This window comes from Thalassotalea ganghwensis (genome assembly GCF_053485795.1).
The window spans coordinates 168,370-194,627 of record NZ_JBQRUM010000005.1 but is presented as its reverse complement, the minus strand read 5'-3'; the positions used below and the strand labels follow the sequence as shown (position 1 = coordinate 194,627).

Below are 26,258 nucleotides of genomic sequence, written 5' to 3'. Positions count from 1 at the left end.
AAACCAGCTTGAATCGTTATTAAGCGATTCAAGCTTTGGAAAATTTTCATTACGCTGCAGGAGTTTATTTCACTTCTAAAGTAAAGTGTTACCTCTAGTCTCTAGTTACTTTGGAATTGGAAAGCCTCGGTCACGCATTAGCGCTTCTACTTTAGCATCACGCCCTCTAAATAGACGATAAGCTTCAGCAGGATCGATAGCGTTTCGCACTGAAAACAAATGATCGACTAATTTTTTAGCCATCGCTTTGTCGTAATAACCACCTGGCGCTTGCTCAAAAGCTTCGGCAGCGTCAGAGGTTAACACTTCAGCCCACATGTAACCGTAATAACCCGCTGAGTATCCCTCACCTGAAAAAATATGCCCAAAGTGCGGCGTACGATGTCGCATGACAAGCTCTTTTGGCATATTCATCGCTTTTAGGGTTTCGCGTTCAAACTTATCTGGATCAATTCCTGTTGGATCTATGGTATGAAGTTTTAAATCAATCATCGCTGAAGCTAAATATTCGGTCGTTTTAAAGCCTTCGTTAAAAGTTGCGGCTTTTTTAATTTTCTCAACTAACTCTGCTGGAATCGACTCTCCAGTTTCAGCATGCGTTAAGTAATTATCAATAACCGCATCAGTCGTTAACCAACGCTCCAATAATTGAGATTGAAACTCAGTATAATCACGGACACCGCCATTTTGCGAAGGATACTCTACATTGGATGATAAATAATGCAATGCGTGACCAAACTCGTGAAATAACGTTTCAGCATCATCCCAAGAAATTAACGTAGGTTTACCCGCGACACCTTTAACAAAGTTTGAGTTATTCGAAGATAGTACATTGGTTTTTCCTTCAAATGTCGTATGACTACGATAGGAGGTTGCCCATGCACCAGAACGTTTGCCTTTACGAGCATATGGGTCTAAATACCAAAGGCCAATATGAGCACCAGTGGATTTATTTGTCACTTCCCAGACTTTTACGTCTTGGTGAAATACAGGAACTGAGCCTTCTTTTACTGGGGTGAACTCAAAATCAAATAACTCACCGGCGACATAAAACATCGCTTTTATTAAGTTATCTACCTGCAAGTATTGTTTAACTTCATCAGAATCTAAATCGTATTTTGCCTTACGCACTTTTTCCGCATAGTAACGATAGTCCCAAGGAGCTATTTCGATATTAGCGCCTTCTTTATCTGCGACCGCTTGCATATCTGCAACTTCTTCTTTTACTCTTGCTATCGCAGCAGGCCAGACTTTATTCATTAAAGCAAATGCATTCTCTGGCGTTTTGGCCATTCTATCTTCTAAACGCCACTGAGCATAATTGTCATATCCGAGCAGCTGAACACGCTCATGACGTAACTTTAAAATTTGGGCAATAATTTCATTATTATCGTACTCGTCACCGTTATCGCCGCGGCTATAATAAGCAGTCCATACTTTTTCTCGTAATGCTCGATTGTCCGAATAGGTTAAAAATGGGTCCATTGAAGATCGGGTATTGGTGATAGCATATAACCCCTCTTTTCCTAAACTTTTGGCTGCTGCCGCCGCTGCAGTTACCACAGAATCAGGTAAACCGCCGAGCTGTTCTTGGGTTAAAAATGTTACATAGTTTTCTTCGTCAGCTAAAACATTATTGCCAAATTGCGTATGTAGCTTTGACAGCTCTAACTGTATTTCAGCGTAACGCTCTTTATCTTTACCCGACAACAACGCACCACTGCGAACAAAGCCAAGATACTTATTCTTAACTAAGCGCTGCTGATCTTTACGTAAGGTTTTCATTTCATCGCTTTCATAAACCGCTTTTATGCGCTGAAACAAAGCTTCATTTTGATTTATTTTGGAGTAAAACTCAGACAGCATTGGTGCCAATTCTTTTGATATTTCACGGACTTCAGGGGTCGATTTATTTGAGCGCCAAATACCATAATACGCATAAACACGATCTAGATCTTGACCTGCGGCTTCCATTGCAACAATGGTATTTTCAAAGTTAGCTGGCGCAGAATTATTTACGATAGCGTCGATTTCTGCTAATTGAATAGCCATCGCCTTTTCCATCGCCGGCTTTAAATCTTCAAGTTTAACGGTATCAAATGCAGGAACCCCTTGATATGGCCCAGTCCATTTTGCAAATACCGTATTGGTTTGCTGCACTTGTTGAACAGGAGCCGGTTCTTTGTAGGCGACTGTTGAGGTCGTTCCACAAGCGACTATAGTCCCTGCAAGTGCTAATGATATCGCGAGTTTAATTTTATTTTGCATGCTTATCCCTAGTTATTATTGTTATCAAATCACCTATATAAGCAAAGCTTAACGGCTTTCTCAAGTTTTGCAGGTTTAACTGCCCAGTTTGACCGACAAATAACATGTACGCTAAAACCAATAAATAAACATCACCACTCATCTGTGCGCAGATGCGTTTATTATCATTACTTTGCAGTATTAGAATAAGACGTGCTAACTTAAGCTTCATGGTAAGTTGAAGCAATGCCATCATCTAAGAATGACTAACAAAATAAAAAAACAGCGTAATCTAAATACGATTGAACTTCACTTATAGCTGAACAAAAAAGCCAGCGTCATTGCAGTAACGCTGGCTTTGATATGTTTTTTAACAATGGTTTTGCTAAAACAAGTCTTCTGAAAAAGCAAACAAAGGTTCTGCACCCGATTTTATTGCTGCGATTAAAGAATGACGACGTGGTAATAAACGTGCAAAATAGTAACGCGCTGTTAATAATTTACTTTGATAAAAATCATCATTACTATCAAGTTTTGACATCGCTACTTGCGCCATTTGAGCCCATGTAAAAGCCATCGCGGTATAACCTAATAAATGCAAGTAATCATTCGCTGCACACCCCAACTCTTCTGGATTTTGTGCCGCTTGGCCAAGTATATATTCAGTGACTTCGGCAAAATCTTGAATTGCATCGGCAAGAGGCTGGGTAAATTCTTGCATTTTTACATCCGTGGTTTCAGCTAAATAAGCACTTACTTCTTCAATAAATACTGTTGCTAACTGCCCTTTTGAGCCCGCCACTTTACGCGCGAGCAAATCCATCGCTTGAACACCATTGGTCCCCTCGTAAATTTGAGCAATGCGCGTATCCCGCACCAGCTGTTCTTGACCCCACTCACGAATAAACCCATGCCCACCAAAAACTTGCTGTCCAGTAACGGTTGAATCAAATCCTAGGTCGGTAAAAAATGCCTTGGCTACTGGTGTCATTAACGCTACTAATTGTTCTGCTTTTTGCTTAGCTGTTCCTTCACCGTAGGTGGCAATATCAAGTTGCATTGCAATATAGCTCGATAATGCGCGAGAGCCTTCATTCTTTGCTTTCATGTCAAGTAGCATTCGGCGAACATCACCGTGAACCATAATTGAATCAGCGGCTTTTTCTGGAGATTTTGCACCTGATAATGCTCGTCCTTGCACACGATCTTTCGCATATGCTAACGCATTTTGATAAGAGCGCTCTGCGGCACCAATTCCTTGAATTCCAACACCAATACGTTCAAAGTTCATCATGGTAAACATGCACGCTAAACCTTTATTGAGTTCACCAACCAAATATCCTTTAGCGCCATCAAAGTTCATTACACAAGTTGCTGAAGCATGAATACCCATTTTGTGCTCTATTGAACCACAGGTGACGTGGTTAAACTCACCTAAACTTTCATCATCATTAACGAGGTATTTCGGAACAAGAAATAAGGAGATACCTTTTGGACCCGCCGGTGCGTCTGGGAGCTTAGCCAGCACTAAATGAATAATGTTGTCGGTTAAATCGTGTTCACCGCCGGTTATGAATATTTTATTACCGGTGATTTGATAACTACCATCGGCTTGAGGGATTGCTTTGGTGCGGATCATACCTAAATCAGTGCCGGCATGAGATTCAGTTAAACACATCGTCGCCGCCCAATCACCCGCATACATGCGAGTTAAATAACGCTGCTTAAGTTCTTCGATCGCATGCTTGGCGATTGATAATGCCGCACCGGCTGTCAGCCCTGGATACAAACTAAATGAAATATCTGCTGAACAAAGCATTTCTTCATGCAATGCCGTGATCATTTTTGGCATGCCCATGCCGCCATAACTGATATCTCCACCTAAAGCAGTCCACCCCCCTTCTGCATAGGTTTTAAAAGCCTCTTTATAACCTTCAGCTGTGGTGACTTTGCCATCAGAAAAGCTCACACCTTGCTCGTCTCCCTGACGAGAAATGGGCGCAACGACTTGTTCAGCAATTTTGGCGCATTCATCAAGAATCGCATCTGCCGTTTCAACGTCCACGTGGTCACTTAATGTGGGTAGCTTTTGCCATAGCGCTTCCACATTAAATACTTCATGAAGTAAAAATTTCATATCTTTTAGTGGTACACGATAATCAGCCATCATAGCCTCCGCAGCTAAAAATAAAACAAACAATTAAAACAGCTGTTTGAATATAACCAATCCTTTAGGTAATTGCAAAGTCTGCCGATAGCAATTTATATCAACAAGAGGATATTTGGCGCGCTTTGCCGATAGCGCTATACTAACTAAATGAAAATTAAAGCAATCTTATTAACACTCGCTATGGTGCTTAGCTTATGTCTCAGTGGGCCCGTAATTGCAGAGCAAACTTCGTTTATTAAACTTAAACGCGGAGAAAGTTACCTCTTTAAATACCAATGGCGAGATATTAACGATCAACCACAGTCTTTAGCGTTTTCAATCCCCCGCAAGAGTCTTTTTGCCAAATTTAGAGGATTTCGTCGATACAAAAGTGCGATGGCAAATGAATACGTTAAAACCGCACTTAAAAAACATTTTCGTCAACATCCGATCACCGGTGTAACACTTGAATATACGGGTTCAATAGAAGGTAATATCATCGAAGTTTCTGGGCGAAATGAGCAACTTGTTAATCAAACATATCAAACATTGATGGAATTAGAGCAAAAGTTTTTCCAACAATACTTGGAGCAAAGTTTTTATCATCAGTTTAACCTTCCAACCGGTGAAATTGGCATCAAGCCTGATCATCTGCGCTTTGCTCGCTTATCAGTAGATGATTTAAAGGTAATTAAGTCGATTGTTTTAGACGAAGTTGAAGTAAAAAATATCCGCAAGGTTACCAATTACTTATTAGGTTTTGTACAAAATATTCCCTATGAAACATTAGAATCGAGAGCAACCTCTCTTGGCGCCGGTTACAACCCACCATTACGTGTACTTTGGGAAAATAAAGGCGATTGTGATAGTAAAGCAACGTTAACCGTAGCGATGTTAAGAGCGCTCATGCCTCGCATTAAAATGGCACTAGTTTTTATTGATAAGCACGCGCTTTTGGGAATTAATGTTCCTCCACAAGGAAATGACAGTCAAATTACCATCGATAATGTGACTTATGTATTAGCTGATCCAACAGGCCCTCGTTTAATGAACCTAGGTCAAATTAGTGCCGAGGTTCAGAACGTCATTAATAGTGGACACTATACGATAGAAACCTTTCACGATTAACATCAATGGCAAGCTTGAGCTTTTTCCTCCAACACCTGCAATATACTGCTCAATAGCAATTCAGCTTTAACCGGTTTTGAAACATGTAAATCCATGCCTGCTTCGAGACTTTGCAAACGATCCTCCTCTCTAGCATGAGCGGTCATCGCGATTATTGGTAAATTCGCAAATTTGGGATTTTTTCGAATTTCTTTTGTTGCAGTGAGACCATCCATAACCGGCATTTGAATATCCATTAGCACCAAATCAAAGGTCTGTGTTTGCAGTGCATGTAATGCTTTTTCTCCATTTTCAGCTATGACAACTTCCGCTTCCATACTTTTCAGCAGTTCTTTAGCAACTAATTGATTAACTAGATTATCTTCAACTAATAATATGTTAATGCCTGAAAGATTCGCTTTGGTATCTATCTCGTTAACCGCTTTACTTGCTTGATTAGTTTGGGAAACATTTTGATGAACAACCAGCGCATTTCTTAAGTCATCAAATAAGCGAATTAAACAGTAGCGATACATCGGGTGCTCACAGACGACATACGGTAGTTGATAACGATCAAACCATTTTAAGGTATTGATATTAGTGCCTTGTTGTTGACCTTGACACAAAACGAATGCTTCGACATCAAACGCTTTATTTTTTAATCCTTGCTGAAGCTGTTGACATATTGTCTCAGTGCATTGCTCCGCATCAACAAACGCAACAGTTGGCAACTTGTCTTTTGGCACAAAATTCATCAGTTCAGTTACCGAGGCTAACGTCGTAACCGGATAAGCTAACGCGGTTAAATTTTCCGAAATGGTCTCTGGCAACGAAGGGGCGGCGTTTATAAATTGATATGATTTGTCTAAGGTTAATTTGTTGTCCGTACTTTGCACAGACATCGGCAACGTAAAACTGAAGGTTGCCCCTTCACCTTCATCACTATCAATAATAATGTTTCCACCAAGCAAATTGACAATTTGTTGGCAAATGGACAAGCCAAGTCCTGAACCACCGTATTTTCTGGTCATCGATTCATCAGCCTGGCGAAACGCTTCAAATAAAAATGACTGCTTGTCTTTGGCAATACCGATACCGCTATCTTGCACACTAAAATGAACCAAAGCGTTTTTTTCGTTTTGATGCGCTTGGCTTTGTTGCGCTTCACTTTGTTCAAGTTTAGAAAGTGAAAGATTGATATAGCCGCTTTCAGTAAATTTAACGGCATTATTAATTAAGTTGGAAATAACTTGTACCAACCTCATTTCATCAGTGTCGACATACATCGGCACATTAGGGGCGATATCAACATTAATCGCTAGGCCTTTTGACGCCGCTAAACCGATATTTAGTTTCAACGCTTGATTAACCACTTTATCTAAGCTTGTTCGCGATTTAACCATGGTCATATTGCCCGATTCAATCTTAGCAAGATCTAATAACTCATCGACTAAATGCAGTAATGCTGTAGAGGCACTTTGTGCATTATCTAAATGAATACGCTGGCCACTCGACAACCCCGATTGACTTAGTAAAAAGTGCATTCCTTGAATTGCATTTATCGGCGTGCGAATTTCATGACTCATATTGGCTAAAAACTGACTCTTAGTGCGGTTTGCTTGCTCTGCTTGGTTTTTTGCTTGTTCTAATGCCAAATTGATTTCAGTTTGTTTGGTAATATCACGAATCATGACAATTGAACCCAGCACTTCTTTATCGCCATTGATAAACTGCTCGATAAAAATATCGTACGTTTTTCCTTGGGCTTTAACTTGCTTTATAAATGCTTTATCGAGTGAGTGAATGTTGCTGTTTTCAATTAGGACATCGGCGATTTCTTTATAAACCAGAGATGGCGCCTTGCGCCCTAACATTTGACTTTCACTGATCCCAACAAGGCGTTCAAAAGCTAAGTTGCACCCAATAATGTTTCCATGAGTGTCATTAAAAATTAAATAGTCTGGAATGGCATCCATCACCGACCGCAATATGGCATAGTCATGCTGATGCTGTTCACTTTTGTCCCGTAATGCTTGGGTTTTTTCATGAACACGTAAATCAAGAATTTTATTTTGATCCTTGAGTTGCTGCATTAAGCTTCTGTTTTGGCTAAAGATATCTTCAACCAGCTGAAACCAATGTCTCCACCCTTTAGGCGGACGAACCACGCCATGGTCACCTCTAGCACTATGCTCTATATGGGCAATAAATTCTTGAGTAGGTTTAATAAATGTTCGACGTGTAACGTAATAAATGGTCACGAGTAAACTAATGAGCCCAGTTAATGACAACAAAAAGCTCGTTAAAAACTGATCGGTTACTTGATTAACGACATTACTGTATGGTTGATATCGTAGAATTATCCAGTCATTTAGCGGGATACGGGTATGCTGTACAAAGTAATCTCCTAACTTAAATCCTTTGTTATGGTTATACATTGAAGAATAAGTTAATGAGGTTAATTCTTTTGGTTCAATATTGGCAATACTGGTGTTAGCACTAACTTGTTCACTGCCTTTGGTTTTGTGGACTAGAATGGAGTTATTTTTATCTATCACCAATAAACCGACATCAGGTGAACTGATTTTGGTGATTTTTTCATGTAACTTACCTAAGCTAATATCAATGACTACCGCTCCTGCAAGCTTATCACCATAAAATACTGGCGCTGCTAATGCGGTGTTCAACCCCTTTTCTGCTGCATCTTCATAAGGGCGAGACCAATAAAAATAATCGTGTTGATCTTTTTTAACCTTGGCGATAGCTAGCATGTGCTCCATATTCACGGTACGCTCAGTAAACTGCCAAGTATCGCGACTTATCCACGGATACAAACTAATAAAATTTGAATAGGAGGTATAGTAAAACCAATTAGCCTCTTCATTAATTTGCTCTGCAGCGATAAAAGCCGGCGTTAAAGCGCGAGCCATTTTAAGCTCTAATGCTAGTTGAGGACTTATCTCATCAATACGACCAATACCGGTAATATTGGCGTCGAGCGGTTGGCGATACTTAATTATGTCATGATTAGCTTTGGCAAGATAAAAATGCTCTCCATCTTGAACAAGTTGAGGCTCTTGAATTGATAACTCATCGGGGTTATCTAAATAGTAATTGGCAAAGTCTCGCATGCCAGTCAAGGCATTTACCGAGCCTGACAATACATTATTTAAGTAATCAGCGTGTTTAGTTAGCCTTTCGTATTTTTCAGCTTTGAACGCTTCAAAGCCGTGAACATATCTTGTTATTGCCATCGCAATTGCAGCAATAACTAATACAATAAAAACCGCTAACACGGAAGCATGGTAACGACGAACAAGATTGTTCTTCAAAGGAGTTCTTAACATCGTTTAAACATTGGCCTCCAGTTGTAAACCTTTAGAATACACGACTACTCATTCACGTCTAGTTGTTTAGCGAGTAAAGCAGAACAAAGAATAAATAAAGCCGAAACCAATACACAGATCCCTAAACCAAACTGCTGAAAAAGATAACCCGATAATATCGTGCCAAGCAACCTCCCTAATGCATTTGCCATATAGTAAAACCCGACATCAAGGGAGACTGAACGTCGATCGGCGAAATTGACAATTAAATAACTATGCAGTGAGGAGTTTATCGCAAAAAAAGCGCCAAAGGCAAAAAGGCCAATCATTAACATTAGTGCCGAGGCTTGCAAAAAAATCACACAAAGTGCTAAAGCCAAAGTCACCACAAATAGTGCCAAGGCCCAACTGGCCGCTGCACTGGTTGAAATACCACCACGACTATTTTTTTTGGTAATTGCTGGCGCTATAGACTGCACGATACCATAGGCTATTATCCAACACGCCATAAACGCACCAACTTGCCAGTGACTCCATGCTAAACTTTGCGCTAAATAGACAGGCACAGCAATTACAAACCAAATATCACGAGCTGCAAAGAGGAACATTCGAGCCGCAGATAAATAGTTAATCGAGCGACTTTTAGAAAATAATTCCGTGAATTTTGGCTTTGTTTTACTTTTACCTAAATCTTTGGTTAAAAAAACTAAGCTAACAATCCAAACCACAAGCAACGCAGCAGACATTGTTAACACAGCACCTTTGAAACCAAATAAGGTCAGTAATAAGCTGCCAAGAAAAAAGCCAACCCCTTTTAAGGCATTCTTTGAGCCTGTGAGTAAAGCGATCCAGCGATATAAAGTATTGTTAGCATCTTCTGGCACAAACAATTTTATCGCACTTTTCGCGCTCATTTTATTAAGATCTTTGGCAATACCTGATAGCGCTTGAGCAAACATCACATAAAACACGGTTAAATAGTCGCTCGGAACCGCCAACATCGCTAAAGCGATAATTTGCATCACTAAGCCGGTATTCATCGTTTTATTCAAGCCGATTTTCGCGCCCAACCAACCACCAACCAAGTTGGTAACCACCCCAAAAATTTCATAAAAAAGAAATAAACTGGCAATGGCAAGTGGTGCATATCCTAACTGATAAAAGTGCAAAACTATCAGCATTCTCAAAGCGCCATCTGTTAGCGTGAACATCCAATAGTTCGCAGTAATTAGACCATACTGCTTTAACGCGGGAGAAAACGAAGGGTTGCCAACCATCAAAAAACTCGTCCATTTTTATCAACTGAGAAACAAAAAACACAGGTTAACCTGTGTTTTTTACCGACTATATTTTTGTATAAATACAGCGCATTATTTTAACCAGAAAATAAGGTGCTGACTATCGATTATCGTGTGCTAGTGTCGTTAATCTGTGTTTATTTTTCTGCAATAGGCTATTTTTGATAATAGCGAAGCCGCGTGATCGAGGTTTGGTTATTCTAAATGAGTGAATGCTAATGCCACTGCTATTTAAAATAGCTATTGCCCCTTTCGTTTATGTCTAGGGGCTGAGGCTAAAATTTTAAACAAAGGTCAATAAACCCTAGAGCGTGTTGATCTAGCGCTCACTATAGGTTTTCTTCAGCAAATGAAGCAAGTCGACTTCGTACGACACCATTAAGGTTAACGGTTGCGCTGCCTGGAAAGTCCTTAAAGCGCTCGACAATGTAGGTCAATCCAGAGGTCAATGCTGTTAAATAATTACTGTCTATCTGAGCCAAATTACCTGAACACACTATTTTTGTACCTTCACCACAGCGGGTGATAATAGTTTTCAGTTGCGAAGCCGTTAGGTTTTGGCATTCGTCTAACAAAACTAAGCTATTTTGAATGCTACGACCACGCATAAAGTTAATGGATTTGAACTGAATATTCGCCTTATCCATAATGTAATTTAAACTACCACTCATGTTTTCATCATGCTTGTGCAGCACTTCAAGTGAGTCTGTAATCGCCGCTAACCAAGGCGCCATTTTCTCTTCTTCGGTACCCGGTAAAAACCCAATAGACTCGCCAATTTCAGGTGTACTTCGTGTCACAATAACTTTGTCATACAAACCACGCTCAATCACTTGTTCAAGCGCACTTGCTAACGCCAACAGTGTTTTACCACAGCCGGCAGGCCCAGTGAGGATAACCAACTCAATATTTGGATCAAGTAAGGCATCCATCGCCATCCCTTGATAAATATTTTTTGGCGTTATCCCCCATGCTTGCTTGGCCATTAATCGCTCACGACTTAAATCGATAAAGGAGAGTCTTTCATCATCATAACCCGTGACCCTGCCAGCAAAATGTTCACCTTCATCAATCAGGTATTCATTCATATAAACGCTTGGGATAACATCTCGCTTAATATAATGTGTGGTATTACGCCCTTCTGTTTCACTTTCACAATCTTGTACTAGCTGCCAAAAGTCTCCTTCGAACTTATGGTAGCCTTTGGTTAAAAACTGAATATCATCAATCAATTGATCGGTACGATAGTCTTCAACGTGGTTTAAGCCTGCACCTTTAGCTTTAAGGCGCATGTTAATATCTTTAGTGACTAAAACGACTTTCTTATTTTTATGCTTGCTTTGAAGGTGAATTGCCGTATTAATAATGCGATTGTCATTTTCATTGTATGACAACTTACCCGCGACGTGCTCTAAGGTATAATCGTTGAATATTGATAAACAGCCACTGGCATGAGTTTCGTCGCTATTCGGTAATGGCACACCAGCTAACACTTGCTCTGGTGTCGCATCAACTAAGGCATCCTCTAATGCTCTGATAGCAACTCGGGCATCTCTGCTAACATCTCTTTGTCGATCTTTAATTGAATCTAACTCTTCCAGTACCGTCATCGGAACAACGACGTCATGTTCTTTAAAAGATAGAAAAGCGAAAGGTTCGTGAAGTAAAATATTGGTATCGAGAATATAAATCGTTTTTTCTTCAGTCATAGAGCAGTGTCCAATTTCAGTAATGGAAAAAGTCGAAATTGATAGAATGATGCATGCTCAAATTCCACATTGCCTCGCCTAAAAAAGTCGACGTAGATATAGTCAAACAGTCAGATTCCTTGAGTGCATTTAACTTAACTTTGACAGTTTATTTGGCATCTCGCAAGCGACTTTTATAAAAAAATACAGGTCAAAAAAAATCGCTTTTTAAGGCGTTTTTTTTGTGTCATTATGAGGAGATAACTCGCCCTCCCCTATCTTCTTTTCTCTTGTCATTAAGATTTTTAAGAATTTTTTAATGATCACAACTATGATTAACGTTACCATAGCGCCCTTTTTTCGCAGCCTAGTGCTCAAAAGTTAGTTTTGGAGTGAGTTTTTATGTCGTTTTACCCTGGTCAACGTTGGATAAGTGATGGAGAATCAGATCAAGGATTAGGAACAGTTACTACTGTTGAAGGTCGATTTATTACCATCATGTTCACTGCCACTGGGGACATAAGAAAATACGCCATAGAAAACGCGCCACTCACCCGTGTTATTTTTAATCAGGGAGATACCATTCCAAGCCATGAAGGCTGGAAAATGATTGTAAACACAATTGAAGGTGATGAGTTACTGACTTATCACGGCACGAGAACCGATAACGATGAGCCTGTAAGTTTAAAAGAGGTGATGATTGATCACTTTATTAAGTTTAATAAACCACACGATAGATTACTTAATGGACAAGTTGATCGACTCGATTGGTATCGTTTAAGAAAAGATAGTCTCTCTCATCAATACAATCTTCAGCAATCTGAGCTTACCGGTTTAATCGGCGGTAGAGTTAGCCTTATTCCCCATCAACTGTATATTGCCGAAGAAGTGGGTAGTCGATTTGCGCCACGCGTTTTACTCGCCGACGAAGTGGGTTTAGGTAAAACGATTGAAGCGGGTCTGATCATTCATCAACAATTAGTGACAGGACGAGCACAACGAGTACTGATTGTCGTTCCTGAATCGTTAGTTCACCAATGGTTGGTGGAAATGCTAAGACGCTTTAACCTTAAATTTAGTATTTTTGACGAGAGCCGATGCCAAGAAAGTGACCAAGAAAACCCATTTAGCGATGAACAGTTAGTGCTCGTTAACCTTTCGTTTATTACCAATAATCCGACATGGTATGAAGCCCTTGTCGCTGAAGAATGGGACTTAATGATCGTTGACGAAGCGCATCATTTAAACTGGCAAGTCGATAACCCTAGTATCGAATACCAATGTATCGAGCAATTATCACAAATAGTTCCTGGCGTATTATTGTTAACGGCCACTCCTGATCAACTTGGCCACGAAAGCCATTTTGCCCGCTTGCGTCTGCTTGATCCGGATCGTTTTTACGATTACGAAAAATTTATTGAAGAAGAGCAACATTATGCTGAAGTCGCTGATGCTGCAAACACGTTAATTGGCCTTGAACCATTAAATAAATCACAACAAAAGACCATCATTAATTTGCTTAAAGAAAGTGATATTAGTGAGCTTATCGAGCAACTAGACGCTCCAGAACATCAACAATCAGCACGCGCTTCACTGCTTAATCAATTGCTTGATCGTCACGGTACAGGGCGCATTCTTTTTAGAAACAGCCGCAATACGATTAAGGGATTTCCAGGCAGAAAACTTCACCCAACATCGTTAGCGATGCCCGAACAATATCAAGAAAAAATTGAGGATTTTCTCTTAGATGGTGGCGGTCAATCACAACAGGCCAAGTATATCTATACCCCTGAAATGCTATATGCATTAGACCGTCATGACGCCTGGTTCGACTTTGATCCTCGCGTTGATTATTTAATTAATTTATTAAAATCACTTAATAAAGAAAAGGTATTGGTTATCTGTGCACATGCGCAAACCGCGATTGACCTAGAACAAGCGCTACGGGTCAAAGAGGGCATGCGAGCCGCCGTTTTCCATGAAGGCCTATCGATATTTGAACGTGATAAAGCCGCCGCTTATTTTGCTCAAGACGAAGACAGTGCCCAAGTGCTTTTATGCTCTGAAATAGGAAGTGAAGGTCGAAACTTTCAATTTGCTCATCATTTAGTGTTATTTGATTTACCAAGTAACCCTGATTTACTCGAACAACGAATTGGTCGATTGGATCGTATCGGCCAAACACAAACCATAGAGCTGCACGTGCCTTATTTTGAAAATTCAGCGCAACATATTCTCTTTGATTGGTACCAACAAAGTTTACAAGCGTTTGAACATACCTGTATAACCGGCAGAGCGGTTTATGAGCAATTTAACAAGCAACTATTTGCATTGTCGTTAAGTGCTGATCTTCAGTCATCAGAAAAAGCTGAATTAATACAGCAAAGCCATGAATTACATTTGCGTATTAAAAAAGACTTAGAGTCTGGTCGTGATAAATTGCTAGAAATCCATTCGTCTGGACAAGGCAAAGCTCAAGCATTAGTGGAACAAATAGCAAAGCAAGACAATCAGGTTTATTTACCTCAGTACATGTTTCAAGTTTTTGATATATTTGGGATCGCACAAGACGATAAGTCTGATAACGCGATTGCTCTTCAACCTACCGAACACATGCTCAGTGCAAACTTTCCATGCTTGCCTGAAGATGGTACTACAGTGACGTTTAACCGTGATACCGCGTTATCTTATGAAGATTATCACTTATTAACATGGGACCATCCTATGGTCACTGGCGCCATGGACTTAGTGTTGTCTGACGAAATTGGTAACGCAACCATTGGTTTATTGAAAAATCCCGCGCTTCCTGCTGGCACATTCTTTTTAGAATGTATTTTTACTGTTGAAGCGATAGCACCAAGCAAGCTGCAGCTTGGACGTTATCTCCCAGTAACTCCTATTCGTGTGCTCGTCGACAAGGCCGGTAATAACTTAGCTGATAAAGTAAGTGAAGCAGTACTAGATCAACAGTTGGCACCAGTGAAAAAACAAATTGCGCTTCAGTTGGTGAAAGCGCTGAAAGATCAAGTGTCGCCGTTAGTAGATAGAGCAGAGCAACATGCACAAAGCATGGTTAACGATATTCAACAAAAAGCATTGCAAACGATGCAAACTAAGTTAGCCGATGAATTTAAACGATTAAGTGCCTTAAAGGCTATTAACCCAAGTGTTCGTCAAGAAGAATTAGATTTCATTAATCTTCAACAACAAGAGCTCACGCACTTTATTGAGCATGCGCAACTAAAATTTGAAGCAATTAGACTTATCGTGGTAAGTGGTTAAAGGTTAGTGGTTAACTTATGAGAGCAAACCTACGATGAGCGCCAACCCCGATTTTATTTATGCTCCACCGATGTCGCCTTATCTTGAGATCATTTATCGAGATGACGACATCGTCGTGTTGAATAAACCCAGTGGTTTGCTGAGTGTGCCAGGACGGTTAGCGGAGCATAGCGATTGTTTGCAACATCGCGTTCAATCGGTACTGCCAACTGCCACAATTGTACACCGCTTAGATATGGCAACATCTGGCATTATATTAATGGCTCTGAATAAACCAGCACATGTTGACATTAGCCGTCAATTTGAAAAACGTTTAACCGATAAAAGTTATATCGCACATGTTTATGGTGTAATCGAAGATGATCAGGGGTCAATCAACAAGCCGTTAATTTGCGACTGGCCCAATCGCCCCAAGCAAAAAGTTGATGAAGAAAATGGTAAGCAGGCACTTACACACTACCAAGTGATAGAAAGAAAGGCTCACTCAACATTAGTGAAACTTACCCCTATCACTGGACGCTCTCATCAGTTACGCGTTCATATGTTGTCAATTGGTCATCCTATCTTAGGTGATCGTTTGTATGCTCATGAAAAAGCGTTAACGATAAGTGCGCGTTTACAGTTACATGCCAATACCTTGAGCATCAAACAACCAACATCGGGGAAATCCTTGTCTTTTTGCTCTCCTTGCCCATTTATCAATGAAGATGATGAGTTTTAACCTTCGCCTCTACCCCTAATGCACTTTGCGCGTTAAGATATCGTTATTACTGTCGATACAGTACTAGAATCATTTTTGGGGTAACCGATTAGATGCGTTTATATTTTTGTTTGATCATTTATGCGTTGGTTGTCGTTATGGCGATGCCAATTGCAACGGCGCAAGAAGCGAGTGAAGCACAATCAACACAAGCTCAAAATTCATCGGCGACGAATGATACAGCGAGTACCAATGCCGAAAACAGTAGCCAAGACAAAATCGCAGACCCTGAGCAATCAAAAAATGAAGATAATGCTAATACTCAAGAAAATAAGGAGGGTGGCGGTAATACAGCGAATCTTCCCCCTACTCCCTTAAACTCGGGGGTAATAAATGCGCCTATTGACACGCTTTTACAACACCAAAGCGACTTAAAACACTACTTGCCCAATAAAAATATCAAAGCAATGCAGCTAGGTATGCAAGAGCATTTGGTTTTAATTGAAGAAAATAAAACCAGCCAAAGTAAAGGCGTGATGATTTTGCTGCCCAACTGGCATAAGAATGCTGCTGGCTCTAATGCAATTAATCATTTGAGAAATTCGCTACCAGAGCAAGGTTGGACGACGCTCACCATTCAGCCTCCATCTAAACCTGATGGCTATCCATCTAAAGCACTTGATAACAAACAACGTCAGGAAGAAAATCAAAAAATATTGACCGAGTATCAAGAACAACTTGCACAAATTATCAGCCAAGTTACCCAGCAAGCATCGGAGTACCCTGGCGTTATCATTGCAGTTGCTGAAGGTGGTCATGGTGCAGTGCTTACCAGTGTTTATCAAAGGCAGCTAAGCCCTTCACCCACGGCATTAGTTTTACTTAGTAGTGCGCTCGATACGCTAACGCAAAATCAGATGACCGCTGAGCACTTAACTGAGCTTTCTTTTCCTATCTTGGATCTCGCGTTATTTCGCGATAATGATAAGGTTAGACATGCCATCAAACTCAGAGATGAAGCTGTTAAACAACAACTCAAAAGCTTTTATCGACAACGTATTATTCAAAACCAAATTCCAAGTCAATACCCACCGACATCTTTACTTAAAAACATCAAGGGCTGGTTAGCCTCGCTAGGCTGGTAGCTATCGTTTTTTTGCCTGGCTAACCACTTCGTATGCCGCTTGAATATCTTGTGCTTTTTGTTTTGCCACTTCAAGCATTTCCGGTGGTAACCCTTTAGCAATCAGTTTATCAGGATGATGCTGCGCCATTTGTTTTCGATACGCTTTTTTGATTTCTTGTGCACTAGCTGAGGCACTAACCCCCAATAACTTATAAGCATTTTCAATTTGTGAAGCGCTAGCCGTTGCTCCGGGCTTTCCTTGCCCCTGATGAAATTGCGCACCCGCTATTATCATTTCAAGAAGTTTATCTAGTTCTCTGGCTGAAAACCCCAATATTCTGGCAATTCGATGTAATGCACCACGCTCTTCTTGTCCTAACTGGCCATCAGCAAACGCTACTTGGATCTGGATTTCCATAAACATCAACAGTAAATCATGACGAGAACGACATATCGCTTTAAGTTTAGTAATCGTTTCATCGATAGGGAACCCTGCCATTTTTCCCTCATTAAATGCATCTTTAGCTTGCTGACGCATACTCGCATCTAAGCCTAGCTTATCCATATAGGCACTAGCGAAGGCTATCTCGTGCTCTGAGACTCGACCATCTGCCTTGGCAATAAAGCCCATGGCGGCAAAACTGGAATAAAAAAATAATTGCTGCCGCTCTCCCTCATGTGCTTTGTTGAGCCCGTCAAAATCAAAGGACATCCCTTTATCAAAACGATGTCCAAGCCAAAGGCCAATCAAAGCACCTAACAGATGTTTACTCAACATTAAACCAAACAGAAAACCAAAAACCTTTCCCCAGATCCGCATCTTACTTGCATTCCTCATATTGTTGATTTAATTGCTCCAGGCGCTCAACTGTGCCGACATCAGTCCAAGAGCCTTGATAATGGCTGGCATTAATAACGCCTTGTTCGGCGTGATCTTTAATAACATCGCCTAGCTTAACGACTTTTTTATTTAAATAAGGAGCAAAGATACTCGCCTTATACAACCCGATACCACTAAACGTAAGCTTTTTATCTTTTTCAGTTTTCGATACACATCTAGCTGTGTCACCATGCAAATAAAAGTCGCCTAGTGGGTGATGCTCTGGATTGTCAACAAGCCATAGGTGCGCCAATGATTTCGAAGTTAACGTCGGCAATTTATCCATACCCCAATCGGTAAAAATATCCCCATTAATCACCAAAAACTGTTGCTCGCTCAACGACTGACGCTGATCAATCAACAACGGCATTGCATGAATGATCCCCCCTGCTGTTTCCAACGGTTTCGGCAACTCATGACTGTATTGAATATTAACCTGCCATTTAGAGCCATCTCCTAAGTAATCTATTAATTTTTCTGCTAAATAGGAGACATTTACGACAATATCGGTCAGGCCTGCATGAGCCAACTTAATGATATGGTGCTCGATCAGTGGCAAACCATGCACTTTTACTAATGGCTTTGGTGTGTGGTCGGTAATCGGTTTTAAGCGTTCTCCGCGACCAGCCGCTAAAATCATCACTTTCATGAGTTGGTGTCCGGTTGCGCTTTCTCTACCACTAGCGGTAATACTCTGTTTTCAACAAAATTAGCGAGGAATTGCAATGACTGATAACGACTTGCGATCTCTATGATGTATGACAAGGTTAATGGAATATCTTTCAAATACCCCAATTTGCCATCTCGATGAAACAATCTCGCAAAAATACCGCTCGCTTTAAGATGACGCTGCAACCCCATTAAATCAAACCACATTATCCATTGTTGCTCGGTAATATTTGCTAACTGCATGGTATCTTTTATTTGATTGAAGTAAGAAAGTGATAAGCTGGTCACCTTATCATCTGGATAACGGACATAACAATCGCGAAGCAAAGAAACAATATCGTAAGTAACCGGCCCTCGAACGGCATCTTGAAAATCAATCACCGCTAATTGCTCATTTCCTAACACCATAAGATTTCGACTATGATAGTCTCGATGCATAAATACTGTCGGCTGTGCTAACGCATTTTCTGTCAATAACTCAAAACATTGTTTGAGTTGTTGACACTCCTCTTCGGTCATGACCACCCCTAGGTGTTTACTCAATAGCCATTGGGTAAATATTCCTAACTCCATTTCAATAAAAGCACGATCGTAAATGGGTAAATTTTTAGTTTCAAGTTGGCTTAACGTGCTTAATGTTTTTATCGGTTTGTTCGCCAGTATTTGCACATTGTCAACCGAAATAATATCTGACAGTAAGCAATCGCCTAAATCACTCAAACAAAAAAAGCCTTGTTGCGCTTGGTGAGCAATTAAATCAGGTACCTTTATATGTGCCATTGCCAGTTCTTGACGCCTAGCAATAAATGCATCGTTATTACAAGTTTCAATGGGAGTATCTACGGCAATATAGGAGTTATCTTGAACGAAAAAACGATAATATCGTCTAAAACCTGCATCCCCCGTTAAAGGGGACAAAGTAATCGATTGTTGCGGAAAAATGGACGCTAGCCAAGTCATCAATTTTTCTTGGCGAATATCAGTTGGCAATGGAACGCTCCCTTACTATTTTCGACAATATAACGAATAATTCAGATAAATAAAATTGCTATATTATTTTAGAATTTAGCGTTAAAATACACAGGTTTATTTATTCATTTTTTAGTTAGCTTATTTATCGGACAATTCATGCCTCGTTTTTCTAAATTCTTGACGATTTTATTGTTGCTCTCCAGCAACACAAATCACGCCCAACAGTATTTGGCGGAGAGTCAAGCGACGGCAACCTGTCCATTACCCAGTTACCCAGCAATAGATACACGCGCCGCTGATAATAGAAATGACAGTATTACCATTTTTTCTAAGCGCTCTGAAATAATAGAAAATCAGCGTGCTTCTTTTTTCGGTGGTGTTACCTTAATGAATAAAGACCAAGCGATAAACGCAAATCAGATAGAAATAGATCGGTTAACCGAGACCATCAAAGCGCGAGGTGATATTCATTTTCAAAACCAAGGGCTCAACATTTTTGCATCCAGTTTAATGGCCAGCGAGAAGAACAAAGAAACCGAGTTATTAGATAGCTCCTACCAACTCAATGGTAACCCGGGCCACGGAAGCGCTGGAAAAATATATGTCAACTTAGACGGAACGTTAAGTTTAGTCGATTCGAGTTTTACCACCTGTTACGGGGAAACACCTGATTGGCAGCTCCAAGCAAGTGAAATTAATATTTCAGTAAAAGAAAATTTAGGTGAAGCTTTTCATGCTCGGCTAAAAGTTTTCGACATCCCTGTACTGTATATTCCTTATATCTCATTTCCGGTAACCAATGAGCGAAAGTCTGGTTTTTTATATCCAACGATCCGTTCATCAAATAATTCAGGTTTAGTGGTTGAGCTTCCCTATTATTTAAACCTTGCCGAAAATGCAGATGCAACTATCACTCCTCGACTGATTTCTAAGAGGGGTTTGCAACTCGATACCGAATTTCGTTATTTACTGGGTGAGCAGTCCGGTGAAATCAATATTGAGTATTTAGGTAAAGATAATGAATTAAAAATCAATCAAGATCCGCGTTACCTCGCCCGCATTGAGCACGTCGGTAGTTTTGCCGACCGTTATCGTGCGTATGTCGATTATACAACACTCAGTGATGATAACTATTTAGTTGATATCGATACCGACCAATACAACGCAAATGACGCTTATCTCTATCAAATTGGTGAGCTAGCCTATTTTGGTGAAAGCTGGCAGGCCAAAGTTCAATTTCAAGATTTTGAAGTTTTGGGTAACTACAAAGCGAGCTATAAAACCTTGCCACATATAGAAGTTCGTAATACAACTCTACTCCCCTTTTTCAACGGTCAATTTGATATTTATTCCGAGCTTACACACTTTAAATCTAGCGATAAAAACTTACCGGAAGCGAAACGATATCATATTGAGGCTGGGGCACTATTTCCGATATCAACACCTGCATGGTTTTTAAACTCAGAATTTAAAGTACTGCAAACCCACTATAAACAAGCTAATTTGCCAAACGATACGTTTCTTGAGGAAGACGTAAAACGCACGTTACCTAAAGTTCGCATGCATGGTGGTATTAACCTCGAACGAGAGACCAGCTTTTTTAAACAAAAACTTTTGCAAACCTTAGAACCACAAATACAGTACCTTTATGTTCCAGAAAAAGATCAACGCAATATTGGGGTTTACGATACCACTAACCTTCAAGACGACTATAATGGTTTGTTTAGGGATAAACGCTATAGTGGCTTAGATCGTATCGCCCAAGCAAACCAATATTCTTGGGGTGTTACCAGTCGATTATATTCAGATACCAACACCGAGATATTTCGCCTAAGTTTAGGGCGTATTGTTTATTTAAATGATGAAAACTTATTTAACGATCAGACACTATTTTCAAATGAATCAGCGTTAGCGACTGAAATATTTTGGCAATTAAGCAGTAAGTGGCAATTTAGTAGTGATATTCAATACAATACCGAAAGTAATATTACTCGTAAAAGTCAAAGTAGCCTAGATTATCAATATTCAACAAATCAGACAATTCAGTTGAACCATCGCTATACAAGTAATGTCTCAGGTAAGAGTCTAGAGCAAGTGTCGTTGTTAACAAGCTATCAGTTAAACCGTGACTGGCAACTTGTCGCACGGACAACTCGAGATATTCAGAACAAACGTAGCTTAGAAAGCTATTTAGGGTTACAGTATGAAAGTTGTTGTTGGGCAATTCGCCTTGCTTATCATCGTCATATCAACTCTAATATAGACGACGTGGATTTTATCAATGAAAACCGCGATGAATTTGATAGTGGTTTTATGTTACATTTCGTCATTAATGGACTCAGTGGTGGTAAAGGCTCTGTAAATACAGAGGATATGTTTAACGCAAGTATTTTTGGATATAAGCGTCCTTACTTTCTCAATAATTAGATTTAAGAAAACTAAACTACATGAATAAAAAATTAACTATAATTTCCCTCGCTAGTGCCTTATTTTTCAGCATCGCAAGTTTCGCTGAAGAAGTGGTAATAGATAGAGTAGCAGCCATTGTTAACTCTGGTGTTGTGCTAGAATCGGAAGTACAAGAATTAATGGCCTCAGTAAAAGCTCAATCGAAAAAAAATAACCAAAGCTTACCCTCTGATAATGCCTTAAGAGTGCAAGTTACTGATAAGCTTATCAACGATGCAATTATCCTGCAGCTAGGTGAGCGTATGGGGATTCAAGTCAGCGACGCGCAATTAGATGAGACTTTAACTAACATGGCGCAAGAAAATAGCTTATCGCTCGAAGAGTTTCGCCGTTCTGTCGAAGCCGACGGTGTGTCCTATGAAAGTTTTCGTGAATCGGTAAGAAAAGAATTAATTACTGGTGAAGTAAAGCGAGGCAGCTTACGCCGAAGAATTTACATTTCACCACAAGAAATCGCCAACTTAATCTCGGCAATGAAAGAGCAAAAAAGTGATGAGGTAGAATATCACCTTGGTCATATCTTGATTGAATTTCCTCCTGAGCCCACTCAAGAAGACATGAACAATGCCAAAGATCGCGCTAACAAAGTTATTGAACTTTTAAAAAATGGTGGTGATTTTGCTGAAATCGCGATTGCATCTTCTGGTGGAGATAAAGCACTTGAAGGTGGAGACTGGGGCTGGAAAAGTATTAATGAAATGCCGACGTTATTCTCTGAGGTCATTGTTGATAAAAATAAAAACGACATTATTGGACCAATTCGCACAGGTTTAGGTTTCAGTATTGTCAAGATTAAGGACATTAGAGGTAAAGAGGTTGTTGAAATAGAGGAAGTTAGAGCACGACATATCCTTATTGAACCTTCGATTATTTTAAGTGAAGCTAAAGCTGAAGCGATGTTAGAAGAATTCAGGCAAAAAATCTTAGCGGGTGAAGCAGATTTTGCCGAGCTTGCTAAAGAGCACTCAGATGGACCAACGGCGGTAAAAGGTGGTGATTTAGGTTGGGCGGAAGCTCGGATTTATGATCCGGCCTTTAGAGATGCTTTAGCTCGACTGGAAGTTGATGAAATTCATAAGCCATTCCGTTCATCGTTTGGTTGGCATTTAACACAACTAACCGGTCGAAGAACGCTTGATGCAACAAAACAAATGAATGAGAATCGTGCTTATCAAATGCTTTATCAACGCAAATTTGGTATGGAAAGCGCCCGCTGGATCAAAGAGCTAAGAGATGAAGCTTATATCGAAGTAATTGGTTTGAGATATAAAGATGACGATTAAGCGCATTGCGATTACCCCGGGAGAACCAGCAGGCATTGGCCCTGATTTGGTCATAACCATTGCTCAACAGGATTGGCCAGTTGAAATCGTTGTTGTCGCATCGCAGCGCCTGCTTGAAGAAAGGGCAAAAAAGTTATGTCTGCCGCTTGAACTTAAGCAATACGATGAAAGCCAACCTGCAGAGCCTCAAAAAGCGGGCACGTTAACTATCCTTCCTTTGGAGTTAAATGCCCCCTGTATTCCTGGCAAATTAAACCCGGAAAATGGCCATTATGTTGTCGAAACATTGAAAATGGCATGTGATAAAAATATCAGTGGAGAATTTGATGCCGTAGTGACAGGCCCTGTCCATAAAGGTCTAATTAATCAAGCGGGTATCCCCTTCAGTGGCCATACAGAATATTTTGCTCACCAAGCCAACTGCTCAGACGTTGTTATGATGTTAGCGACAGAGGGACTGCGTGTTGCTTTAGTGACAACACATATTCCTCTTGCCTATGTTTCTAAAGCCATCACCAAAGAGCGCTTACTTAAAGTTACCCGTATTTTGCATCAAGATTTACTCGAAAAATTTGGTCTGCCTGATCCTAAAATATATGTCTGTGGTATTAACCCTCATGCTGGTGAAGGCGGGCACTTAGGTCGGGAAGAAATAGATGTTGTCATTCCTGCACTTGAAGAAATGCGTGCTGAAGGCATGAACTTAATAGGCCCTTTACCTGCAGATACCATTTTCCAAGAAAAGTATCTCAGCCAAGCTGATGCTATTTTGAGTATGTATCATGACCAGGGATTACCTGTGTTAAAATATAAAGGTTTTGGGGCCTCAGTTAACATTACCCTAGGTTTGCCGTTTATTCGTACATCTGTTGATCATGGCACGGCATTAGAATTAGCGGGCACTGTCAATGCCGATCCGGGAAGCTTCTATGAAGCAATAAGAACAGCAATTACATTAGCTCATAATCAAACGAAGCCAGCTTAATGAAAAAAAACAATATGCATCTTGGTCATCAAGCGAAAAAAAGATTTGGCCAAAACTTTCTCCATAATGATGCCATCATCAGTAAGATTGTTGATGCTATAAATCCTGAGCCGGGTGAAAATTTATTAGAAATTGGCCCAGGTTTAGGCGCATTAACTGAGCCCGTGGTTGAGCGAGCTGGTGCTTTGTCAGTTGTAGAGCTCGATAGAGATTTAGCACATCGCCTCAAGCACCATCCGTTTCTTGCCCCTAAACTTACAATTTATGAGCAAGATGCGTTAAAGTTTGATTTCAGTCAACTGGCGACAGCAGACAAGCCATTAAGAGTTTTTGGTAACCTACCCTATAATATTTCGACACCGCTTATTTTTCATTTATTGTCGTTTAAAGCGCATATTCAAGACATGCACTTTATGTTACAGAAAGAGGTTGTTGAGCGAATGGCATCGGGCCCTAACTGTAAGGCTTTTGGACGTTTAAGCATAATGACACAATATCAATGCCAGGTGGTTCCTGTAATGGAAATTGGCCCCGAGGCCTTTCAGCCGCCACCGAAAGTTGATTCAGCTATTGTACGACTAATTCCCAGAAAAACAGTCGACAACCCAGTAAGCGACCTAAATTTATTAAATACCGTCTGTTTAACCGCGTTTAACCAACGCAGGAAGACGATACGAAATAGTTTTAAAACATTGATGGATGTCGAGCAATTGCAAAATTTAGGTATCGACCCATCATTACGTCCAGAGAATTTAACCATTAATGACTATATCGCTATTGCTAATTATATTAGCGAGAATCCGATAGTGGAGTAATATGCAAAAAGAGCAATTACTTGAAATTAGTCAACAAATAAAGGTAAGTGTCACCAGTCAATACGTAACAAAAATAGACGACAAAGGGACACCCCTCTATGTGTTCAGCTATACCATTACGATCACCAATAATAGCTCATATTCTGTTACTTTAGCCTCAAGATACTGGCTTATAACCAATGGCGAAGGCGAACAGTCAGAAGTATCCGGCGAAGGTGTTGTTGGCGAACAACCTACTATTTTACCAAACGCAAGTTACCAATATTCCAGTGGCTGTCATTTAACGACGCCGGTAGGCACAATGCAAGGTCATTATGTAATGCATACGTCAAATCAAGAGAAGCTAAACGTTAGTATCCCTTTATTTCAACTTTCCCAACCTTATAGCATTCATTAATGAGTACGTACTTTATTGGCGATATACAGGGCTGCTTTAACGAACTTGATCTTCTGCTCAATCGCATCAGCTTTAATCGAGCAAAAGATCAGCTCTGGGTAGCAGGCGATATGGTTGCCCGTGGTCCGAATTCTCTCGAAACAATGGAATTGTTGTTATCGCTAGGCGATAGCGTTAAAGCAGTGCTTGGCAATCACGACTTACACCTATTAGCTGTAGCAGCAGGACATAAAACAGCAAAGAAAGTGGATAAGCTTGCTCCATTATTAAACAGCCCGAAGCTTGGAACAATTATAGATTGGTTAAGTACAACGCCATTAATGCGAAAACTTGACGGAGAAAAAGTTTATATGTCTCACGCTGGACTTTCGCCACAATGGTCGATAAGAACAGCCAAACAACAAGCGAAATTTGCTCAGGCAATTATTCAATCAACAAAACGAGATGACTGGCTAAAAGTTATGTATGGAGAAGCGCCTCACTCTTGGCATAACGTCCATACAGAAAAACAAGCTTTTCGCTATACCATCAATGCCTTTACTCGGATGCGATACTGTTTTTTAGACGGTTCTTTAGATTTTAGCTGTAAAACCGCCCCCGAAGGCGCCCCTAAAAAACTTGCTCCATGGTATGAATTAGTTGATCTACCTCCGACTCGTTCATGGCTATTTGGTCACTGGGCCGCATTGATGGGTAAGTGTCCTCGCAATAATATCCATGCACTTGATACAGGCTGTGTTTGGGGTGGTGCTTTAACACTATTGCATTGGGAAAAAATGACACGTATCCAACAAAAAAGCCTTCAATAGCATTAAACTCACATTAAGCTTGCTGATTTACGATATTTTATTTCGCTAAATAGATG

General features: G+C 40.3%; 19 protein-coding genes. 10 read left to right on the top strand and 9 right to left on the bottom strand.

What is annotated here, in order from left to right:
• Positions 1-105 precede the first annotated feature (105 nt).
• The 3 genes from ACSLUH_RS07215 to ACSLUH_RS07205 form a co-directional block, all read right to left on the bottom strand.
• Positions 106-2,268 carry a M3 family metallopeptidase gene (locus tag ACSLUH_RS07215; protein WP_448565629.1) on the bottom strand — a complete coding sequence of 721 codons (2,163 nt, stop codon included), beginning with the start codon at positions 2,266-2,268 and terminating at the stop codon, positions 106-108.
• On the bottom strand, positions 2,258-2,503 hold the full coding sequence (locus ACSLUH_RS07210) for a hypothetical protein (RefSeq protein ID WP_448565628.1): 246 nt from the start codon (positions 2,501-2,503) through the stop codon (positions 2,258-2,260). The genes ACSLUH_RS07215 and ACSLUH_RS07210 overlap by 11 nt, the downstream gene beginning before the upstream one ends.
• Before the next feature lie 129 nt (positions 2,504-2,632).
• A complete protein-coding gene (locus ACSLUH_RS07205; protein WP_448565696.1) occupies positions 2,633-4,414 on the bottom strand; it encodes an acyl-CoA dehydrogenase C-terminal domain-containing protein in 1,782 nt (593 codons plus the stop codon).
• A gap of 150 nt (positions 4,415-4,564) precedes the next feature.
• On the opposite strand from ACSLUH_RS07205, the gene ACSLUH_RS07200 reads away from it, so the two are divergent.
• Positions 4,565-5,524: a transglutaminase domain-containing protein gene (locus ACSLUH_RS07200; RefSeq protein ID WP_448565627.1), complete on the top strand. Its 960-nt coding sequence runs from the start codon at positions 4,565-4,567 to the stop codon at positions 5,522-5,524.
• A gap of 2 nt (positions 5,525-5,526) precedes the next feature.
• On the opposite strand, the gene ACSLUH_RS07195 is transcribed toward ACSLUH_RS07200, so the two are convergent.
• The 3 genes from ACSLUH_RS07195 to ACSLUH_RS07185 form a co-directional block, all read right to left on the bottom strand.
• Positions 5,527-8,835 carry a response regulator gene (locus ACSLUH_RS07195; RefSeq protein WP_448565626.1) on the bottom strand — a complete coding sequence of 1,103 codons (3,309 nt, stop codon included), beginning with the start codon at positions 8,833-8,835 and terminating at the stop codon, positions 5,527-5,529.
• 59 nt (positions 8,836-8,894) lie between these two features.
• Positions 8,895-10,106, bottom strand: a complete 1,212-nt coding sequence (arsJ, locus tag ACSLUH_RS07190; RefSeq protein WP_448565625.1) for an organoarsenical effux MFS transporter ArsJ — start codon at positions 10,104-10,106, stop codon at positions 8,895-8,897.
• Between the two features lie 350 nt (positions 10,107-10,456).
• Entirely contained in the window at positions 10,457-11,836 is a 1,380-nt protein-coding gene (locus ACSLUH_RS07185; RefSeq protein ID WP_448565624.1) for a PhoH family protein, read from the bottom strand.
• Between the two features lie 381 nt (positions 11,837-12,217).
• Here ACSLUH_RS07185 and rapA point away from each other — a divergent pair, with 381 nt between their 5' ends.
• The 3 genes from rapA to ACSLUH_RS07170 all read left to right on the top strand — a co-directional run bounded on the left by rapA (position 12,218) and on the right by ACSLUH_RS07170 (position 16,942).
• On the top strand, positions 12,218-15,097 hold the full coding sequence (rapA, locus tag ACSLUH_RS07180; RefSeq protein ID WP_448565623.1) for an RNA polymerase-associated protein RapA: 2,880 nt from the start codon (positions 12,218-12,220) through the stop codon (positions 15,095-15,097).
• 34 nt (positions 15,098-15,131) lie between these two features.
• On the top strand, positions 15,132-15,818 hold the full coding sequence (locus ACSLUH_RS07175; protein WP_448565622.1) for an RluA family pseudouridine synthase: 687 nt from the start codon (positions 15,132-15,134) through the stop codon (positions 15,816-15,818).
• Positions 15,819-15,910: 92 nt separating this feature from the next.
• A complete protein-coding gene (locus ACSLUH_RS07170) occupies positions 15,911-16,942 on the top strand; it encodes a DUF3530 family protein (protein ID WP_448565621.1) in 1,032 nt (343 codons plus the stop codon).
• On the opposite strand, the gene djlA is transcribed toward ACSLUH_RS07170, so the two are convergent.
• The 3 genes from djlA to ACSLUH_RS07155 are packed head-to-tail and all read right to left on the bottom strand — an operon-like array spanning position 16,943 to position 19,462.
• Positions 16,943-17,743, bottom strand: a complete 801-nt coding sequence (gene djlA / locus ACSLUH_RS07165) for a co-chaperone DjlA (protein WP_448565620.1) — start codon at positions 17,741-17,743, stop codon at positions 16,943-16,945. It abuts the gene before it with no gap.
• 1 nt (position 17,744) lies between these two features.
• Entirely contained in the window at positions 17,745-18,452 is a 708-nt protein-coding gene (gene murU, locus ACSLUH_RS07160) for an N-acetylmuramate alpha-1-phosphate uridylyltransferase MurU (protein ID WP_448565619.1), read from the bottom strand.
• Positions 18,449-19,462, bottom strand: coding sequence for an aminoglycoside phosphotransferase family protein (locus tag ACSLUH_RS07155; protein ID WP_448565618.1), 1,014 nt, complete (start codon positions 19,460-19,462; stop codon positions 18,449-18,451). Before ACSLUH_RS07155 ends, murU begins: the two co-directional genes overlap by 4 nt.
• Positions 19,463-19,600: 138 nt before the next feature.
• Between ACSLUH_RS07155 and lptD the strand changes: the two genes are divergently transcribed.
• Genes lptD through ACSLUH_RS07125 form a run of 6 tightly spaced genes read left to right on the top strand, consistent with a single transcriptional unit; the run spans position 19,601 to position 26,202 of the window.
• A complete protein-coding gene (gene lptD, locus ACSLUH_RS07150) occupies positions 19,601-21,871 on the top strand; it encodes an LPS-assembly protein LptD (protein ID WP_448565617.1) in 2,271 nt (756 codons plus the stop codon).
• Between the two features lie 20 nt (positions 21,872-21,891).
• Positions 21,892-23,196, top strand: coding sequence for a peptidylprolyl isomerase SurA (gene surA, locus ACSLUH_RS07145; protein ID WP_448565616.1), 1,305 nt, complete (start codon positions 21,892-21,894; stop codon positions 23,194-23,196).
• Positions 23,186-24,181 (top strand): 4-hydroxythreonine-4-phosphate dehydrogenase PdxA, encoded by a 996-nt coding sequence (gene pdxA, locus ACSLUH_RS07140; protein WP_448565615.1) that lies wholly within the window; start codon positions 23,186-23,188, stop codon positions 24,179-24,181. Before surA ends, pdxA begins: the two co-directional genes overlap by 11 nt.
• Positions 24,181-24,996, top strand: a complete 816-nt coding sequence (rsmA, locus tag ACSLUH_RS07135) for a 16S rRNA (adenine(1518)-N(6)/adenine(1519)-N(6))-dimethyltransferase RsmA (protein WP_448565614.1) — start codon at positions 24,181-24,183, stop codon at positions 24,994-24,996. The genes pdxA and rsmA overlap by 1 nt, the downstream gene beginning before the upstream one ends.
• 1 nt (position 24,997) lies before the next feature.
• Entirely contained in the window at positions 24,998-25,393 is a 396-nt protein-coding gene (gene apaG / locus ACSLUH_RS07130) for a Co2+/Mg2+ efflux facilitator ApaG/CorD (protein WP_448565613.1), read from the top strand.
• Positions 25,393-26,202, top strand: a complete 810-nt coding sequence (locus ACSLUH_RS07125; RefSeq protein WP_448565612.1) for a symmetrical bis(5'-nucleosyl)-tetraphosphatase — start codon at positions 25,393-25,395, stop codon at positions 26,200-26,202. The genes apaG and ACSLUH_RS07125 overlap by 1 nt, the downstream gene beginning before the upstream one ends.
• The last annotated feature ends 56 nt before the right edge of the window (positions 26,203-26,258 follow it).

Bases quoted from the DNA above. Each gene is read 5' to 3' on its own strand.
- ACSLUH_RS07215 (WP_448565629.1), bottom strand. From the start codon at position 2,268: ATGCAAAATAAAATTAAACTCGCGATATCATTAGCACTTGCAGGGACT.
- ACSLUH_RS07210 (WP_448565628.1), bottom strand. From the start codon at position 2,503: ATGATGGCATTGCTTCAACTTACCATGAAGCTTAAGTTAGCACGTCTT.
- ACSLUH_RS07205 (WP_448565696.1), bottom strand. From the start codon at position 4,414: ATGGCTGATTATCGTGTACCACTAAAAGATATGAAATTTTTACTTCAT.
- ACSLUH_RS07200 (WP_448565627.1), top strand. From the start codon at position 4,565: ATGAAAATTAAAGCAATCTTATTAACACTCGCTATGGTGCTTAGCTTA.
- arsJ (WP_448565625.1), bottom strand. From the start codon at position 10,106: ATGGTTGGCAACCCTTCGTTTTCTCCCGCGTTAAAGCAGTATGGTCTA.
- ACSLUH_RS07185 (WP_448565624.1), bottom strand. From the start codon at position 11,836: ATGACTGAAGAAAAAACGATTTATATTCTCGATACCAATATTTTACTT.
- rapA (WP_448565623.1), top strand. From the start codon at position 12,218: ATGTCGTTTTACCCTGGTCAACGTTGGATAAGTGATGGAGAATCAGAT.
- ACSLUH_RS07175 (WP_448565622.1), top strand. From the start codon at position 15,132: ATGAGCGCCAACCCCGATTTTATTTATGCTCCACCGATGTCGCCTTAT.
- ACSLUH_RS07170 (WP_448565621.1), top strand. From the start codon at position 15,911: ATGCGTTTATATTTTTGTTTGATCATTTATGCGTTGGTTGTCGTTATG.
- djlA (WP_448565620.1), bottom strand. From the start codon at position 17,743: ATGCGGATCTGGGGAAAGGTTTTTGGTTTTCTGTTTGGTTTAATGTTG.
- murU (WP_448565619.1), bottom strand. From the start codon at position 18,452: ATGAAAGTGATGATTTTAGCGGCTGGTCGCGGAGAACGCTTAAAACCG.
- lptD (WP_448565617.1), top strand. From the start codon at position 19,601: ATGCCTCGTTTTTCTAAATTCTTGACGATTTTATTGTTGCTCTCCAGC.
- surA (WP_448565616.1), top strand. From the start codon at position 21,892: ATGAATAAAAAATTAACTATAATTTCCCTCGCTAGTGCCTTATTTTTC.
- pdxA (WP_448565615.1), top strand. From the start codon at position 23,186: ATGACGATTAAGCGCATTGCGATTACCCCGGGAGAACCAGCAGGCATT.
- rsmA (WP_448565614.1), top strand. From the start codon at position 24,181: ATGAAAAAAAACAATATGCATCTTGGTCATCAAGCGAAAAAAAGATTT.
- apaG (WP_448565613.1), top strand. From the start codon at position 24,998: ATGCAAAAAGAGCAATTACTTGAAATTAGTCAACAAATAAAGGTAAGT.
- ACSLUH_RS07125 (WP_448565612.1), top strand. From the start codon at position 25,393: ATGAGTACGTACTTTATTGGCGATATACAGGGCTGCTTTAACGAACTT.